Source organism: Pseudomonas sp. NPDC089758 (assembly GCF_044748705.1).
GTDB lineage: Bacteria > Pseudomonadota > Gammaproteobacteria > Pseudomonadales > Pseudomonadaceae > Aquipseudomonas > Aquipseudomonas putida_X.
Genome location: NZ_JBIVGN010000012.1, coordinates 161,168 through 175,520, shown reverse-complemented (window position 1 = coordinate 175,520; position 14,353 = coordinate 161,168). Strand labels below are relative to the sequence as shown.

The 14,353-nt window shown below is 63.3% G+C and carries 12 protein-coding genes; 6 read left to right on the top strand and 6 right to left on the bottom strand.

The window, feature by feature from the left end; genetic code table 11:
* The first annotated feature begins 23 nt into the window (after positions 1-23).
* Entirely contained in the window at positions 24-2,807 is a 2,784-nt protein-coding gene (locus tag ACIPZH_RS17675; protein WP_400637104.1) for an insulinase family protein, read from the top strand.
* On the top strand, positions 2,804-4,471 hold the full coding sequence (locus ACIPZH_RS17670; RefSeq protein ID WP_400637102.1) for an ABC transporter ATP-binding protein/permease: 1,668 nt from the start codon (positions 2,804-2,806) through the stop codon (positions 4,469-4,471). Before ACIPZH_RS17675 ends, ACIPZH_RS17670 begins: the two co-directional genes overlap by 4 nt.
* A gap of 120 nt (positions 4,472-4,591) precedes the next feature.
* Here ACIPZH_RS17670 and ACIPZH_RS17665 read toward each other — a convergent pair whose 3' ends face one another.
* The 5 genes from ACIPZH_RS17665 to choX all read right to left on the bottom strand — a co-directional run bounded on the left by ACIPZH_RS17665 (position 4,592) and on the right by choX (position 8,633).
* Positions 4,592-4,849, bottom strand: a complete 258-nt coding sequence (locus ACIPZH_RS17665; RefSeq protein WP_039604371.1) for a hypothetical protein — start codon at positions 4,847-4,849, stop codon at positions 4,592-4,594.
* Between the two features lie 365 nt (positions 4,850-5,214).
* Entirely contained in the window at positions 5,215-5,685 is a 471-nt protein-coding gene (locus tag ACIPZH_RS17660; RefSeq protein ID WP_400637101.1) for a thioesterase family protein, read from the bottom strand.
* Positions 5,686-5,695: 10 nt separating this feature from the next.
* On the bottom strand, positions 5,696-6,661 hold the full coding sequence (locus ACIPZH_RS17655; RefSeq protein ID WP_400637099.1) for an L-carnitine dehydrogenase: 966 nt from the start codon (positions 6,659-6,661) through the stop codon (positions 5,696-5,698).
* Between the two features lie 18 nt (positions 6,662-6,679).
* The gene (locus ACIPZH_RS17650) at positions 6,680-7,564 is read right to left on the bottom strand and encodes a 3-keto-5-aminohexanoate cleavage protein (RefSeq protein ID WP_400630081.1); all 885 of its coding nucleotides are present in this window, start codon (positions 7,562-7,564) and stop codon (positions 6,680-6,682) included.
* Between the two features lie 124 nt (positions 7,565-7,688).
* A complete protein-coding gene (gene choX, locus ACIPZH_RS17645) occupies positions 7,689-8,633 on the bottom strand; it encodes a choline ABC transporter substrate-binding protein (RefSeq protein ID WP_400637097.1) in 945 nt (314 codons plus the stop codon).
* A gap of 146 nt (positions 8,634-8,779) precedes the next feature.
* On the opposite strand from choX, the gene ACIPZH_RS17640 reads away from it, so the two are divergent.
* Positions 8,780-9,724 (top strand): GlxA family transcriptional regulator, encoded by a 945-nt coding sequence (locus ACIPZH_RS17640; protein ID WP_400637095.1) that lies wholly within the window; start codon positions 8,780-8,782, stop codon positions 9,722-9,724.
* Positions 9,725-9,973: 249 nt separating this feature from the next.
* Here ACIPZH_RS17640 and ACIPZH_RS17635 read toward each other — a convergent pair whose 3' ends face one another.
* Entirely contained in the window at positions 9,974-10,390 is a 417-nt protein-coding gene (locus ACIPZH_RS17635) for a lysozyme inhibitor LprI family protein (protein ID WP_241805600.1), read from the bottom strand.
* Between the two features lie 284 nt (positions 10,391-10,674).
* Between ACIPZH_RS17635 and ACIPZH_RS17630 the strand changes: the two genes are divergently transcribed.
* The 3 genes from ACIPZH_RS17630 (at position 10,675) to dgcA (ending at position 14,335) form a co-directional block, all read left to right on the top strand.
* Positions 10,675-11,652, top strand: a complete 978-nt coding sequence (locus ACIPZH_RS17630) for a dipeptidase (RefSeq protein WP_003257506.1) — start codon at positions 10,675-10,677, stop codon at positions 11,650-11,652.
* A gap of 76 nt (positions 11,653-11,728) precedes the next feature.
* Complete coding sequence (locus tag ACIPZH_RS17625) at positions 11,729-12,259, top strand: DUF5943 domain-containing protein (RefSeq protein WP_012316656.1); 531 nt, start codon at positions 11,729-11,731, stop codon at positions 12,257-12,259.
* 15 nt (positions 12,260-12,274) lie between these two features.
* Entirely contained in the window at positions 12,275-14,335 is a 2,061-nt protein-coding gene (dgcA, locus tag ACIPZH_RS17620; protein WP_400630088.1) for a dimethylglycine demethylation protein DgcA, read from the top strand.
* The last annotated feature ends 18 nt before the right edge of the window (positions 14,336-14,353 follow it).

Below are 14,353 nucleotides of genomic sequence, written 5' to 3'. Positions count from 1 at the left end.
CTCTAAAAACCGTGGATACCCTGATGAAAAAGCTCATCGCGGGCCTGCTCGGCCCGCTGTTGCTCGGCGCCTGCGCGTCGATCCCTGAACCCGATGCACCTTTGCCCTGGGACCGCCAGGTCATCCAGGGCAAGCTGGCCAACGGGCTTGCCTACCGGATGGTGCGTGAAACGGCTCAGCATGGCCGCCTGGACCTGCGTTTGACCGTCAAGGCCGGTTCGGTCGACGAGGAAGACGACCAGGTTGGCGTTGCCCACATGGTCGAACATCTGGCCTTTCACAGCCGCGCCGGCCGCCAGCAGAACGTGCGCCAGCGCATGACCGACCTGGGCTGGGTACAGGGCCGGCACTTCAATGCCATGACCAACTACGAACGCACCCAGTACCTGATTGCCCCACCCGCTGGCGTGCGCCAGGCGCCCCAGGCATTGCAGGCCCTGGCCGACCTGGCGTTCGCCGGTGACTACAACGCCCAGGACCTGGAGCGGGAGCGGCCCATCGTGATCGAGGAATGGCGCGGCGGCCTGGGTGTGGCCCAGCGCATGAACGAGCAGCGCACTGCCTCGCAGCGGGTGGGCTCGCGCTACCCCGGGCACCGGACCATCGGCAACGAGGCGGCGATCCGCGCGGCCAGCCTGCAGAACCTGCAGGCCTTCCAGAACCGCTGGTACCTGCCCAACAACATGGTGCTGTCGGCAGTCGGCGATTTCGACCCCCAGGCCATGCGCGCCCAGATCGAACAGGCCTTCGGCGCGGCCAGGGCTGGCGAAGTGCCGCGGCGCGAGCATCGGGAGCTGGTGCTGGACGACACGCTGAAAGTGTTCCGTCTGCAGGACCCGCAATCGGGCAGCAACCAGGTGGCGATGCTGTTCCGCTTGCATGAGCCGGATAGCCGCGGCACTACACGCGCCGCATTGCGCGAGCGGCTGATCGACCGCATGACCCTCGCTGCAATGCTCGACAGCCTGCGTCGCCAACCGCACGCCGCTGGGGTGCGCAGCCTTACCGCGCAGAAAACCTTGATCGGTGAACACTCTACCGTGCTCGGTATCGCCGCCGGCGTCGAAGGCCAGGCTCACGACCAGGCGCTGCAGCAACTACTGACCGAGATCGAGCGCTTGCGCCAGCATGGCTTCACCGAAACGGACCTGCAACGTGAGCGCGAGCATATCCAAGCGCTGGGCGAGAAGACGCTGGCCAAGCAAGACCCGCGCACCTTCGAGCAGTGGGTGGAACAACTCAACAACGCTGCCGTGCAGGGTCATGCCGTCACCGAGCGGCACGCCGCCGCTGCGCGCTATCTGGAAGTGTTGGGCAACATCTCGCGTGATGACCTGAACGAGCGCCTGCGTCGCTGGCTGGCCAGCGCTGACCGGGTATTGCAGGTGAGTGCGGCGGGCAACTCCGAAATCGCCTTGCCGACCGTCGCGCAGGTTGAGGCGAGGCAAGTCGAACTGGCCGGCAGATCGCTTACGGCCCCTGTGCAGACGGCGCCAGAAAAGGCGTCGGTAGCCCTCCTGGAAATGCCCGCTGCGGTGCCGGCGGCTGATATTGTCGAGCGCGAGATGTTCCCTGAGCAGCATGTGCAACACTGGCAGCTGAGCAACGGTGATCGCGTGGTCTGGCTCAAGCGCAACGGCCCGGATGGCAAATGGCTGTTGCAGGTTGACTCGTCGGCCGGCTACTCCCTGCAAGGGGTACCGGCCTGGCGACTGCAGATGGCCGCGCAGCTTGGCGCGCGCAGCGGGCTGCCGGGTATGGACCCAGCGGCGCTGGCCACATGGCGCCAGACGCATCGCGCCACGCTCAGCCTCGATCATCAGCCCCACCGTTTGACGCTCAACCTTGGCGCCGAACCAGAGTACTTGTTGGCGCTGATGCAAAGCTATCGCACGAGTCAGTTGGCCAGCGTAGACCAGGCTCTGTTCACCCAGTCCCGTGACGAGTTGCTGCAACGTCTGCGCAGCCGACCGGATGACGTTCGCGAGGTGCAGGAAAGCCGCCAGCGCGTGCTCAAGTACGGTGTGGATCACTGGCAGTCGCCGGATCCGCGGGCCCTCGTCCAATTGACCGCCGAACAGCTGAGCGCCGACTGGAAGCTTTTGGCCGGTGCTCCAGTGACCTATTACCTGATGGCGGATACAGCGCCTGAACCGCTGGAGAAAATGGTCCGGGAAATGCTCGCGACCCTCCCGCGCAGCGTTTCGCTGGCCAGCCAGCAGGCCTTGCAGCAGCCCGGTCAACGCCGTGAGGACCTGGCCATCGCGCCGGAACCGCGTGTGGTATTGCGGGCCAGCAGCTTCCACCCGCAAGCCTGGAGCCCCGAGGCGGCGGTGCGGGTATCGGTGCTGCGCGACCTGGCGAACCAGCGGCTGAAGGCGCAGCTGCGTGGCGAGGCCTCAGGCGTATACCGCCTGCGTTTCGACAGCGAGCTGAATGCCGAGACGCAGCGCGTCGAAAGCAGCCTCAGCTTCACCTGCGACCCGGCGCGAGCCGATGAGCTGTGGGCCATGGCGCAGAAGACGCTTGCCAGCCTGCAGCCAGATGCCGAGTGGGTGCTGGCCGAGCGGCGCCAGCTGCTGCGTCAGGAGAGCAAGCGCCGTGAAGACCCGCAAACCCAGTTCAAGCGCCTGATCCTCAGCGACCGCCGCTGGCACGACCCACGCTACCTGCAGACCCAGGTCCGATTGCCTGAGGCATTGACCCTGCCAGCGCTGCAACGACAGGCAGGGCAGGTGTTCCCTCGGGGCAACCAGGTACAACTTCGCCTGCTGCCCTCTGAGGCGGCGCTGGAGCAGGCACTGTGAACACCCTGCGCACCTTCTACCGCCTCAGCCGCCCGTTCTGGCACGACCGTGGGCAATGGCTGGCCTGGCTCATGTTGGCGGCGGTGATCGGCCTGGGGTTGCTGGTGGTGCAGATCAATGTGCTGATCAACAGCTGGAGCAAGGTCTTCTACGACACCCTGGCCGCGTTTGACACTGCGGGGCTGTATGGCCTAGTGGCTGAGTACGCGCTGTATCTGGGTAGTTATGTGCTGATCGTCGTGGCCATGGACTATATCCGCAAAGGGCTGGAGCTGCGCTGGCGCCAGGCGATGACCGGGCGCCTGACCGATGCCTGGCTTGCCGATCAGGCTTTCTACCGGCTGGGGTTGACTGGCGAGCCGGACAACCCCGACCAGCGCATTGCCCAGGACATCGACCTGATGGTCGGGCTGAGCATCGAACTGGTGGCCTCGCTGGTGATCAACCTTGCGCAGGTCGGCGCGTTCATGGTGATCCTGTGGAACCTGTCGGGGGTGCAGACCTTCAGCCTCTTGGGCGAGTCATTCACGGTTCATGGCTACTTGGTGTGGATCGTCCTGGGCTACACCTTGGCCGGCAGCTGGGTGACACACCTGATCGGCAAGCCGCTGCATGCGTTGAATTACGAGCGTGAACACCGCGAAGCGGACTTTCGTGCCAGCCTGCTGCGCAAGCGCGACCATGCCGAACAGATTGCGCTTTACCGGGGCGAGGCGGTCGAACGCGAGCACCTGGCCGAGCGTTTTCGCGCCATCGCCGGCAACTGGCGCCAACTGATGGGGCGTGAACGCAATCTCAGCCTGTTTACCGTCTCTTATGAACGCTTGAGCCTGATCATCCCGGTGTTTTCCGCCTTGCCAGCCTTTATGGCCAAGACCATCACCCTGGGTGGGCTGATGCAGATCCGCAGTGCCTTCAACGCGGTGCACGGCTCGCTCAGTTGGTTCATCAAGCTTTATCACAAGCTGGTGCGTTGGAGCGCTGCATTGCAGCGGCTGGAGCAGTTCGAGCAGGCGATCACTGCCAGCCGTAGGCAGGCCGTCACTGCCACGCAGGGTGATTGCCTGTGTACGCGGGGGCTGACGCTCTGCCGGCCCGATGGCAGTGCCATGCTGCGCGATCTGGACCTGCAAGCAGGGCAGGGCCAGTGGCTACGGCTGGGTGGGCGCAGCGGGGTTGGCAAGTCGACCCTGCTGCGCACCTTGCAGGGGCTTTGGCCCTACTGCCTGGGCGAGTGGCAGCTGCCGCCGGGGCGCAGCTTGCTGCTACCGCAAAAGCCCTACCTGCCGCACATGAGCCTGCGCGCGTTACTGGCTTATCCACAGGTGCAGTCGATAGACGATCTTCAGTTGATCGATGTGCTGGGCAAGGTGGGGCTGGGAGCTCTGGCGGGGCAACTGGACAAGCAGGCTGAGTGGGCACGCGTGCTTTCCGGCGGGGAGCAGCAGCGGCTAAGCCTGGCGCGGGCGTTACTGTACCGGCCGGATACCTTGTACCTGGATGAGGCGACCAGCCAGCTGGATCTGGGCAGTGCCCGGGGCTTGCTGGAAATGCTCAGGCGGGAGTTGCCGGGGTGTACGGTGGTGGGTGTGACTCACCAGGAAGGGCTGGCGCGGCTGTTCGACCGCACTGCAGCGCTGGAGAAACTGGCCGAGCCTGTGTAGAGCAGGCCTGCCCCTATTGCCGGCGAGCCAGCCCCCACAGGTGCTGCACAGGCCTGGAGCTTCGTGTCATCACTGTGGGACTTGGTTTGCCGGCGATAGGGCCAGTACAGAAAACATGAATCAGGCCCGCTTGTTGAAACTCGCAAGCGCCGGCAACAACTGCTTGTCGATGGCCTGGCGCACCGCCGGCAGAATCGTCGCACTGCCGGTATACATCTGCTCGACCATGCCCTTGAGTGCCCGCGCATTGGGCTCGGTCAACCCGCGCACCACCGCCTCGCAGGCCTGCTCGGCACTGGCCCCGGCTGGGATATCGAACCCGCGCGCGCGCAGCTGGCCGGCGAGGTCGTCCTGATCAATCAAATCCGCATGCATCATGGCTGTTGTCCCTTTTATCGCTAAGAGAGTGCTGCTGTGATTTACGACTGATTCTGTGACGAGTGCGACATACCCGCAACAACAGAATACCGGCATGGCTGCTTTGGCTAACAACAGGTCGTTTACGGCTAAATTCGCCGGGTCGCAACTGCGCACACTCACGCCATCTACCGCAACGGAGGGTTTGGTCACCTTCTTCATGCACAGTGGATGTTGCTCGCTCTTGGCCCCGGATGCTCACGGCTTTCCGGGGCAATTTTTTTGGGCTCATGCCAGTTGTCTACTCGTCAGCGGTTGGGTCCCCTGCGGGCAAACCACGGGAGTCAACGGTATTAATGCGACCCGCTGAATACCTGGCGAAGCCTCTACCGGGCAAGACGCATCACTCTGGCAACGTGCTCGGGTGACGCCAAGTCCTTCTGTGAATCCAGGATGCTTTGCAGAGCCGCCTCGGTCTTCTGGGTAAATGGCGCAGATTTAGGCCCGGCCAAGTCTACGTGCAGCAGCATCTGCTCACTGGCCGCCAGCACGTCTTCGAACCCCGCCCTGTGCAGGCTGTGATAAACGTGCAGACGCTTACGATCAAAGCCCAAGATGTGCGTCTGTACCCACACCTCGGTACCGAGTTTCACCTCGTGCAGGTAGTTGATATGCGCTTCCAGGGTGAACAGCGAGTTGCCGCTGTGCCCACGGCTATCGGTATCCAGGCCAATGCGCTCCATCAGCGCATCGGTGGCGTAGCTGAAAATGAGCATGTAGAAGGCATCGCGCAGATGCCCGTTGTAGTCGACCCAGTCCTCCTGGACTGGGGTGCGGTAGGTGATCAGTGCGGGCATCGCTTGCTCCTCAATCGCCAAAGGCCATGCCGTGTGTGGCTTTGCTGGTCTTCACCGCCTCCAGCACTGCCAGCAGGGTGTCATCACGATAGCGCTCCAGCGCGGCGATGCTGCGCTCGCCCAGTTGCTCGGAGGTGCCGTCCACCACATCGTCGATCAGCCTGTCGGTCAGCTCCGGCGCTGGCAGGTAGGTCCAGGGCAGCTTCAGGGCAGGGCCGAACTGCGACATGAAGTGGCGCATGCCGGCATCGCCACCGGCCAGGGTGTAGGTGAGGAAGGTACCCATGAACGACCAGCGCAGGCCGGCGCCGAAGCGGATGGCATCGTCGATCTCACCGGTGGTCGCCACACCGTCGTTGACCAGGTGCAGCGCCTCGCGCCACAGCGCTTCGAGCAGGCGGTCGGCGATGAAGCCTGGCACTTCCTTGCGCACGTGCAGTGGGCGCATGCCGAGTGCGGTGTAGATGGTTTTGGCGGCTTCAATGGCATCGGGTGAAGTGCGGGAACCGCCGACGATCTCGACCAGCGGCAGCAGGTACACCGGGTTGAATGGGTGGCCGACGACGCAGCGTTCAGGGTGGGTGGACGACTCGTAGAACTCGCTGGGCAGCAGGCCCGAGGTGCTTGAACCGATGATCGCGTCAGGCTTGGCTGCGGCGCTGATTCTGGCGTGTAGGTCGAGTTTGAGGTCCAGCCGCTCTGGCGCGCTTTCCTGGATGAAGTCGGCGTTGCGCACGCATGCTTCGATGGTGCTGACGAACGTCAGCCGGCTCTGGGAGGCACCTTCGGCCAGGCCTTGCTTTTCGAGCGCTGGCCAGGCGTTGGCGATACGCTTGCGCAGTGCCTGTTCGGCGCCGGGAGCCGGGTCCCAGGCCACCACGTCCAGGCCGTGGGCGAGGGCGCGGGCGACCCAGCCGCTGCCGATCACGCCGCTACCCAGGGCGGCAAAGGTCTTTATCTCGGTGATGAAAGGCATATCGGTCTCCTGAAGGAATCAGCGGCGCTTGAGGTTCATTTTTTCCCGGCCTTCTGCCGGGCTGAGTACACGGCCGCCCATGCGGGTAATGATCTCGGCAGCGCGTTCCACCAGCTGGCCGTTGCTGGCCAGCACGCCGCGGTCCAGGTACAGGTTGTCTTCCAGGCCGACCCGCACGTTGCCGCCCAGCAGCACGGCCTGCGCAGCCATCGGCATTTGCATGCGGCCGATGCCGAAGCCGGCCCAAGTGACATTGGCTGGCAGGTTGTCGACCATCGCCTTCATGGTGGTGGTATCGGCCGGCGCGCCCCATGGGATGCCCAGGCACAGCTGGAACAGCGGGTCGTCCAGCAGGCCTTCCTTGATCATCTGTTTGGCGAACCACAGGTGGCCGGTGTCGAAGATTTCCAGCTCGGCCTTCACGCCAAGCTCGGTGATGCGTTTGGCGCCGGCGCGCAATTGCGCCGGCGTGGAAACATAGATGGCGTTGCCGTCGCCGAAGTTGAGGGTGCCGCAATCGAGCGTGCAGATCTCCGGCAGCAGGGCTTCGACGTGGGCCAGGCGCTCCAGCGGGCCGATCAGGTCGGTGCCGGGGCCGAACGCCATGGGCGACTCGCCCGGGCCGATTTCCAGGTCGCCACCCATGCCGGCGGTGAGGTTGACGATGATGTCCACGTCGGCTTCGCGGATGCGCTCCATGACCTCGCGGTACAGGTTCACGTCGCGGCTGAAACGGCCGGTTTGCGGGTCACGGACATGGCAGTGGACCACGGTGGCGCCGGCTTTGGCGGCCTCGACGGCGGCCTCGGCGATCTGCTTTGGGGTGACCGGGACCAGGTGGCTCTTGGCGACTGTGTCGCCGGCGCCGGTGAGGGCGCAGGTGATGATGACGTCGTGGTTCATGGTTGGGTTCCTTATTCTGGTCTGTGGTGGCCCAATCGCCGGCAAGCCGGCTCCCACAAGGTTCGCGGTGAACCCTGGTGGGAGATGACGCTGGGGGAGCCGGTTTGCGGGCGATCAGGCCCTGTCAGTTGGCGGTAAGCTTGAGGTTGTCCGCCGCAGGCTTGCCATCGAAGGTGGTGACCCCTTCAAGCCAGCGCGCCTTGTCCTCGGGGTGGTCCTTGAGCCATTGGCGCGCTGAATCCAGGGCGTCCTTGTGGTCGAGCAGCGGCTGCATCATGCGGCTCTCGTCTTCGGCGCTGAATTTCAGGTTGGCCAGCAGGCGATGGGCGTTGGGGCAGCGTTGGGCGTAGTCCGGCGCGGTGACGGTCCACACCGTGGCGCGGCCCTCGTCAGGGCCCAGGGCATCCTGGCTGTCGCCCAGGTAGACCATGTCGATGTTCACGTTCATCGGGTGCGGCGCCCAGCCGAAGAACACCACCGCCTGCTTGCGGCGCACGGCGCGGTCGACTGCGGCGAGCATGCCGGCCTCGCTGGACTCGACCAGCTGGAACTTGCCCAGGCCGAACTGGTTCTTGGCGATCATCGCCTTGATCTGGGTGTTGGCGCCGGACCCGGGTTCGATACCGTAGATCTTGCCGCCCAGCTCTTTCTCGAACTTGTGGATATCTGCGAAGCTTTTCAGGCCTTTGTCGGCCAGGTACTTAGGTACGGCCAGGGTGGCCCTGGCATCCTCCAGGCTCGGTTGGTCGAGCACCTTGACCTGCCCGGCATCGATGAACGGTGTAATGGTCTGGGTCATGATCGGGTTCCAGTAACCCAGGAACATGTCCAGGCGCTCGTCGCGGATGCCGGCGAAGATGATCTGCTGCGAGGCGCTGGTCTGTTTGGTCTGGTAGCCCAGGCCGTCGAGCAACACTTGCGCCATGGCGCTGGTGGCGATGACGTCGGTCCAGTTGACCACGCCAAGGCGCACGTTCTTGCAGGCCGCAGGTTCGGCGGCGAAAAGCGGTGTGACAACGATGCTGCTCAGTGCAAGGGACAACAGGCTGCGGCGGATCAAGCTGTGCATGGTGGCTCTCCATCGGCAGTGCATATTGTTATTGAGGGCGGCCTCTGCGGACCGTGTGAATACGCTACGCTGGCGGCAGGGTGGAAAATCGCACCCTGGCGACCAACATTTGCACGGAAGCGACCACCTGCGACGTGGAGCACGCAATGCCGCAACTGATCCATTTCCTGCTGCTGCCGGGGTTCTCGGCCATGGGCTTCATCAGTGCCCTGGAGCCGCTGCGCGTGGCCAACCGGTTCAAAGGGCCTTCGTACCGCTGGCGTGTGTTGAGCCTGGATGGCGGCGCAGTGGCGGCCAGTAACGGCATGTCGGTGAATGCCGATGGTGCGCTGGGGGAAGGGGAGGCGGGTGCAATACTATTGATCGTCGCCGGCTTCGAGCCGTTGCGGTGTTATGGCCCGGCGCTGCAGCAGGCGTTGCGCCGCCTCGATCACGAAGGCGTGATTCTCGGCGGCATCGATACCGGCCCCGTAGTGCTCGCCGAAGCGGGCCTGCTCGACGGCCACCGCGCTACTTTGCATTGGGAAGCGCTGGACGCCTTCAAAGAGCGCTACCCTCGCTTGCATGCGACCCAGGAGCTGTTCGAGATCGACCGTCGGCGCATCACGTGTGCGGGCGGCACCGCCTCCATCGACCTGATGCTCGACCTGATTGCCCAAGCGCATGGCAGTGAGCTGGCGGTGCAGGTGTCCGAGCAGTTCGTACTCGGGCGAATCCGCCCGCGCCAGGACCACCAGCGCATGCAGATCGCCAGCCGCTATGGCATCAGCAACAAGAAGCTGGTGAAGGTGATCGGGGAGATGGAGCGCAACACCGAGCAGCCACTCAATACCCAGGTGCTGGCCGATGCGGTGCAGGTGACGCGGCGGCAGCTGGAGCGGTTGTTCCGCTTGCACCTGGATGACACGCCGAGTGGGTTTTATCTGCGTTTGCGGTTGGACAAGGCGCGGCAGTTGTTGCGCCAGACGGACATGAGCGTGTTGGAGGTGGCGGTGGCGTGTGGGTTTGAATCGGCTTCGTACTTCACCCGTTGCTACCGGGCACGGTACGAACGTTGCCCAAGGGAAGATCGGCTTATCAGGGCGGTTTGACTACACCTGCCTGATGCCGTGGAAGGATTATCTTCGAGAGGTGCACGAATGGGGGGCTAAGCAGGGCAAACAGGAGCCCCGATCAATTCCCGCCCAGGGGGGTGGAGACGGATCGGGAGCGCTCAAGCATCAGGGTTGAGCAAAACCAGGCTTGGCGTTTGCGGCCTCTGGACGCACCAGCGAGAAAGCAGGGCCTGATCAGCAGCATAGGGTTCCTATGGCGTTGATCGTTCACGCACGCGTGCCTTGTCAATCCTCAGGGGCTGGTTCATCACTGTTTTGCGAGCCCAGGCTGCGCAAATACTCCGATCGCTCATCGCTACGCTGCGCAATACAGCTATTCCAGGCTATCTGGAACGCCTTGCTACCCGCTCGCTCACCGTGGGTTTCGATTTTGCAATCGGCATCGCGCAATTGAGCCCAGACCTTTCTGGCAGACTCAATCTGCGACTGCAGGCCGGCGTCATCACCATACTGATCGAGCATCCGCTGCACCATGTCGTCATAGGCCGAGTTCAGTTCACGTTCGGCGGTCTGCTTGTTGAATTCTGCGCAGGCGAACGTCTGCTGGTCGGTGTCGACATTGTCGCAAGGCGTGCTTTCTTCCTCACCGGCCTGGGCCCCGCTCATGAAGGCCAGCAGCACCAGCCATGCCATTGATTTCATCCGTTTCTCCTCAACAGGCTGTTGAATCGCCGAGATTCTCGCTCAGGCGCAGGCTCGGCGATAGCTCCCCGGGCAAATGTTCATGCAACGGCCGAAAAGGGTCGTTATCGAGACTGTCTCGCATCCCCTGACGGCGTCCCAGACCCGCCATGTCGCGCATTGACGCTTTCGGCAAACCCCCTGTCGTTTTTGCATCGGGGCGCCCGCGGACACAGGCATATGCTGGCCCCAAAGCGCCGGCACAACGTTCGGTGCGAACCCACTCAATAAAAGGGGACAGCCTGATGAGCCCAGCCGAGCTTCACGCCGACAGCATCGTCATCGACGGTTTGATCATCGCCAAGTGGAACCGCGAACTGTTCGAGGATATGCGCAAAGGCGGGCTGACCGCAGCCAACTGCACGGTGTCGGTCTGGGAAGGCTTCAAGGCCACCGTCGACAACATCGCTGCGAGCCAGAAGCTTATCCGCGACAACAGCGACCTGGTGATGCCGGTGCGCACCACCGCCGACATCCGCAAGGCCAAGGAACTGGGCAAGACCGGGATCCTCTTCGGCTTCCAGAATGCTCACGCCTTCGAGGACCAGATCGCCTACGTGGATGTGTTCAAGCAGCTGGGCGTTGGCATCGTGCAGATGTGCTACAACACCCAGAACCTGGTCGGTACAGGCTGCTACGAGCGTGATGGCGGGCTGTCGGGTTTCGGTCGCGAAATCGTCGCCGAGATGAATCGCGTGGGCATCATGTGCGACCTGTCCCACGTTGGCTCCAAGACCTCCGAAGAGGTCATCCTGGAGTCGAAAAAGCCAGTCTGCTACTCCCACTGCCTGCCCTCGGGCCTCAAGGAGCACCCGCGCAACAAGTCGGACGAGGAGCTCAAGTTCATCGCCGACCATGGCGGTTTTGTCGGCGTGACCATGTTCGCACCGTTCCTGGCCAAGGGCATCGACTCCACCATCGACGACTACGCCGAAGCCATCGAGTACACCATGAACATCGTCGGTGAAGACGCCATCGGTATCGGCACCGACTTCACCCAGGGCCACGGCCAGGACTTCTTCGAGTACCTGACCCACGACAAGGGTTACGCCCGCCGCCTGACCAATTTCGGCAAGATCATCAACCCGCTGGGCATCCGCACCGTCGGCGAGTTCCCCAACCTCACCGAGACCTTGCTCAAGCGCGGCCACTCCGAGCGTGTGGTGCGCAAGATCATGGGCGAGAACTGGGTAAATGTCCTCAAGGACGTCTGGGGCGAGTAAGCCGCTCTCCAAGCCTCAAGGCCCCGGCCAGCAACGTCGGGGCAATCACACAAAATTTTTATGGAGTTGAGTTTCCATGGCCAAGATCGCCCCGCAATTGCCAATCGAAGTCGACAGCGAAACCGGTGTCTGGACCAGCGACGCCCTGCCGATGCTGTATGTGCCGCGCCATTTCTTCGTCAACAACCACATGGGTATCGAGGAAGTGCTGGGCGCCGACGCCTACGCCGAGATCCTCTACAAGGCTGGCTACAAGTCGGCCTGGCACTGGTGTGAAAAAGAAGCCGAGTGCCATGGCCTGGAAGGCGTGGCGGTGTTCGAGCACTACATGAAGCGCCTGTCCCAGCGTGGCTGGGGCCTGTTCGAAATCCAGGACATCGACCTGGACAAAGGCACCTGCAGCGTCAAGCTCAAGCACTCGGCGTTCGTGTACGTGTATGGCAAGTGCGGCCGTAAGGTCGACTACATGTTCACCGGCTGGTTCGCCGGCGCAATGGACCAGATTCTCGCTGCCCGTGGCAGCTCGATCCGCACCGTGGCCGAGCAGGTCTACGGCGGGTCGGAAGAAGGCCACGAAGATGGCCTGTTCGTTACAAAGCCGTTGTAAGCCGGAGATAGCGTCATGGCATTCGAAGCAATGTTCCAGCCGATCCAGATCGGCAAACTGACCATCCGCAACCGCGTGCTCAGCACCGCGCACGCCGAGGTCTACGCCACTGACGGCGGCATGACGACCGACCGCTATGTGAAGTATTACGAAGAAAAGGCCAAGGGCGGCATCGGCCTGGCGATCTGCGGCGGCTCGTCGGTGGTGGCCATCGACAGCCCGCAGGAATGGTGGTCATCGGTCAACCTGTCGACCGACCGCATCATCCCGCACTTCCAGAACCTGGCCGACGCCATGCACAAGCATGGCGCCAAGATCATGATCCAGATTACCCACATGGGGCGCCGCTCGCGCTGGGACGGTTTCAACTGGCCGACCCTGATGTCGCCTTCCGGCATCCGTGAGCCCGTGCACCGCGCCACCTGCAAGACCATCGAGGTGGAAGAGATCTGGCGGGTGATCGGCAACTACGCGCAAGCTGCGCGGCGCGCAAAAGAGGGCGGCCTGGACGGTATCGAATTGTCCGCTGTGCACCAGCACATGATCGACCAGTTCTGGAGCCCGCGGGTCAACAAACGTACTGACGAGTGGGGCGGCACCTTCGAAGGCCGCATGAAGTTCGGCCTGGAAGTGCTCAAGGCGGTGCGTGCCGAAGTCGGCGATGACTTCTGCGTGGGCATGCGTATCTGTGGTGACGAGTTCCACCCCGATGGCCTCAGCCACGAGGACATGAAGCAGATCGCCGCCTACTACGACGCTACCGGCATGATCGACTTCATCGGCGTGGTCGGCTCGGGTTGCGACACCCACAACACCCTGGCCAACGTCATCCCCAACATGAGCTACCCGCCAGAGCCGTTCCTGCACCTGGCAGCCGGCATCAAGGAAGTGGTCAAGGTCCCGGTGCTGCACGCGCAGAACATCAAAGACCCGAACCAGGCCACGCGCATCCTCGAAGGCGGCTACGTGGACATGGTCGGCATGACCCGTGCGCACATCGCTGACCCGCACCTGATCGCCAAGATCAAGATGGGGCAGATCGACCAGATCAAGCAGTGCGTCGGTGCCAACTATTGCATCGACCGGCAGTACCAGGGCCTGGATGTGCTGTGCATCCAGAACGCTGCGACCTCCCGTGAATACATGGGCGTGCCGCACATCATCGAGAAGACCACCGGCGTCAAGCGCAAGGTGGTGGTAGTCGGTGCCGGCCCGGCCGGTATGGAGGCAGCCCGCGTGGCAGCCGAACGCGGCCACGACGTGACCCTGTTCGAGAAGAAGGACCAGATCGGCGGGCAGATCACCATCGCCGCCAAGGCGCCGCAGCGTGACCAGATTGCCGGTATCACCCGCTGGTACCAGTTGGAGCTGGCGCGCCTGAAGGTCGACCTGCGGCTGGGCACTGCCGCTGATGTGGCCACCATCGAGGACCTGCGCCCGGACGTGATCGTGCTGGCAGTAGGCGGGCACTCGTTCCTGGAGCAGAACGAGCACTGGGGCGCTGCCGAAGGCTTGGTGGTCAGCAGCTGGGACGTGCTCGACGGCAAGGTCGCGCCGGGCAAGAACGTGCTGGTGTACGACACCATCTGCGAATTCACCGGTATGTCGGTGGCCGACTTCATCGCCGACAAGGGCAGCCAGGTCGAGATCGTCACCGACGACATCAAGCCGGGCGTGGCCATGGGCGGCACGACCTTCCCGACCTACTACCGCAGCATGTACCCCAAAGAAGTGATCATGACCGGCGACATGATGCTGGAAAAGGTCTACCGCGAAGGCGACAAGCTGGTGGCGGTGCTGGAGAACGAATACACCGGCGCCAAGGAAGAACGCGTGGTCGACCAAGTGGTGGTCGAGAACGGTGTGCGTCCTGACGAAGCACTGTACTACGCGCTCAAGGAAGGCTCGCGCAACAAGGGCCAGATCGATGTGGAGGCGCTGTTCGCCATCAAGCCACAGCCGATCCTCAGCCAGCCGGGCGAAGGTTACCTGCTGTACCGCATCGGCGACTGCGTGGCCCAGCGCAACGTGCATGCGGCGATCTACGACGCCTTGCGGCTGTGCAAGGACTTCTGAAGCAGCGGCAAGCTTCAA

Excerpts from the sequence above, each read along its gene's own strand:
- ACIPZH_RS17650 (WP_400630081.1), bottom strand. The coding sequence starts at position 7,564 with ATGAACCACGACGTCATCATCACCTGCGCCCTCACCGGCGCCGGCGAC.
- ACIPZH_RS17675 (WP_400637104.1), top strand. The coding sequence starts at position 24 with ATGAAAAAGCTCATCGCGGGCCTGCTCGGCCCGCTGTTGCTCGGCGCC.
- ACIPZH_RS17640 (WP_400637095.1), top strand. The coding sequence starts at position 8,780 with ATGCCGCAACTGATCCATTTCCTGCTGCTGCCGGGGTTCTCGGCCATG.
- ACIPZH_RS17660 (WP_400637101.1), bottom strand. The coding sequence starts at position 5,685 with ATGCCCGCACTGATCACCTACCGCACCCCAGTCCAGGAGGACTGGGTC.
- ACIPZH_RS17665 (WP_039604371.1), bottom strand. The coding sequence starts at position 4,849 with ATGATGCATGCGGATTTGATTGATCAGGACGACCTCGCCGGCCAGCTG.
- choX (WP_400637097.1), bottom strand. The coding sequence starts at position 8,633 with ATGCACAGCTTGATCCGCCGCAGCCTGTTGTCCCTTGCACTGAGCAGC.
- dgcA (WP_400630088.1), top strand. The coding sequence starts at position 12,275 with ATGGCATTCGAAGCAATGTTCCAGCCGATCCAGATCGGCAAACTGACC.
- ACIPZH_RS17635 (WP_241805600.1), bottom strand. The coding sequence starts at position 10,390 with ATGAAATCAATGGCATGGCTGGTGCTGCTGGCCTTCATGAGCGGGGCC.
- ACIPZH_RS17630 (WP_003257506.1), top strand. The coding sequence starts at position 10,675 with ATGAGCCCAGCCGAGCTTCACGCCGACAGCATCGTCATCGACGGTTTG.
- ACIPZH_RS17655 (WP_400637099.1), bottom strand. The coding sequence starts at position 6,661 with ATGCCTTTCATCACCGAGATAAAGACCTTTGCCGCCCTGGGTAGCGGC.
- ACIPZH_RS17625 (WP_012316656.1), top strand. The coding sequence starts at position 11,729 with ATGGCCAAGATCGCCCCGCAATTGCCAATCGAAGTCGACAGCGAAACC.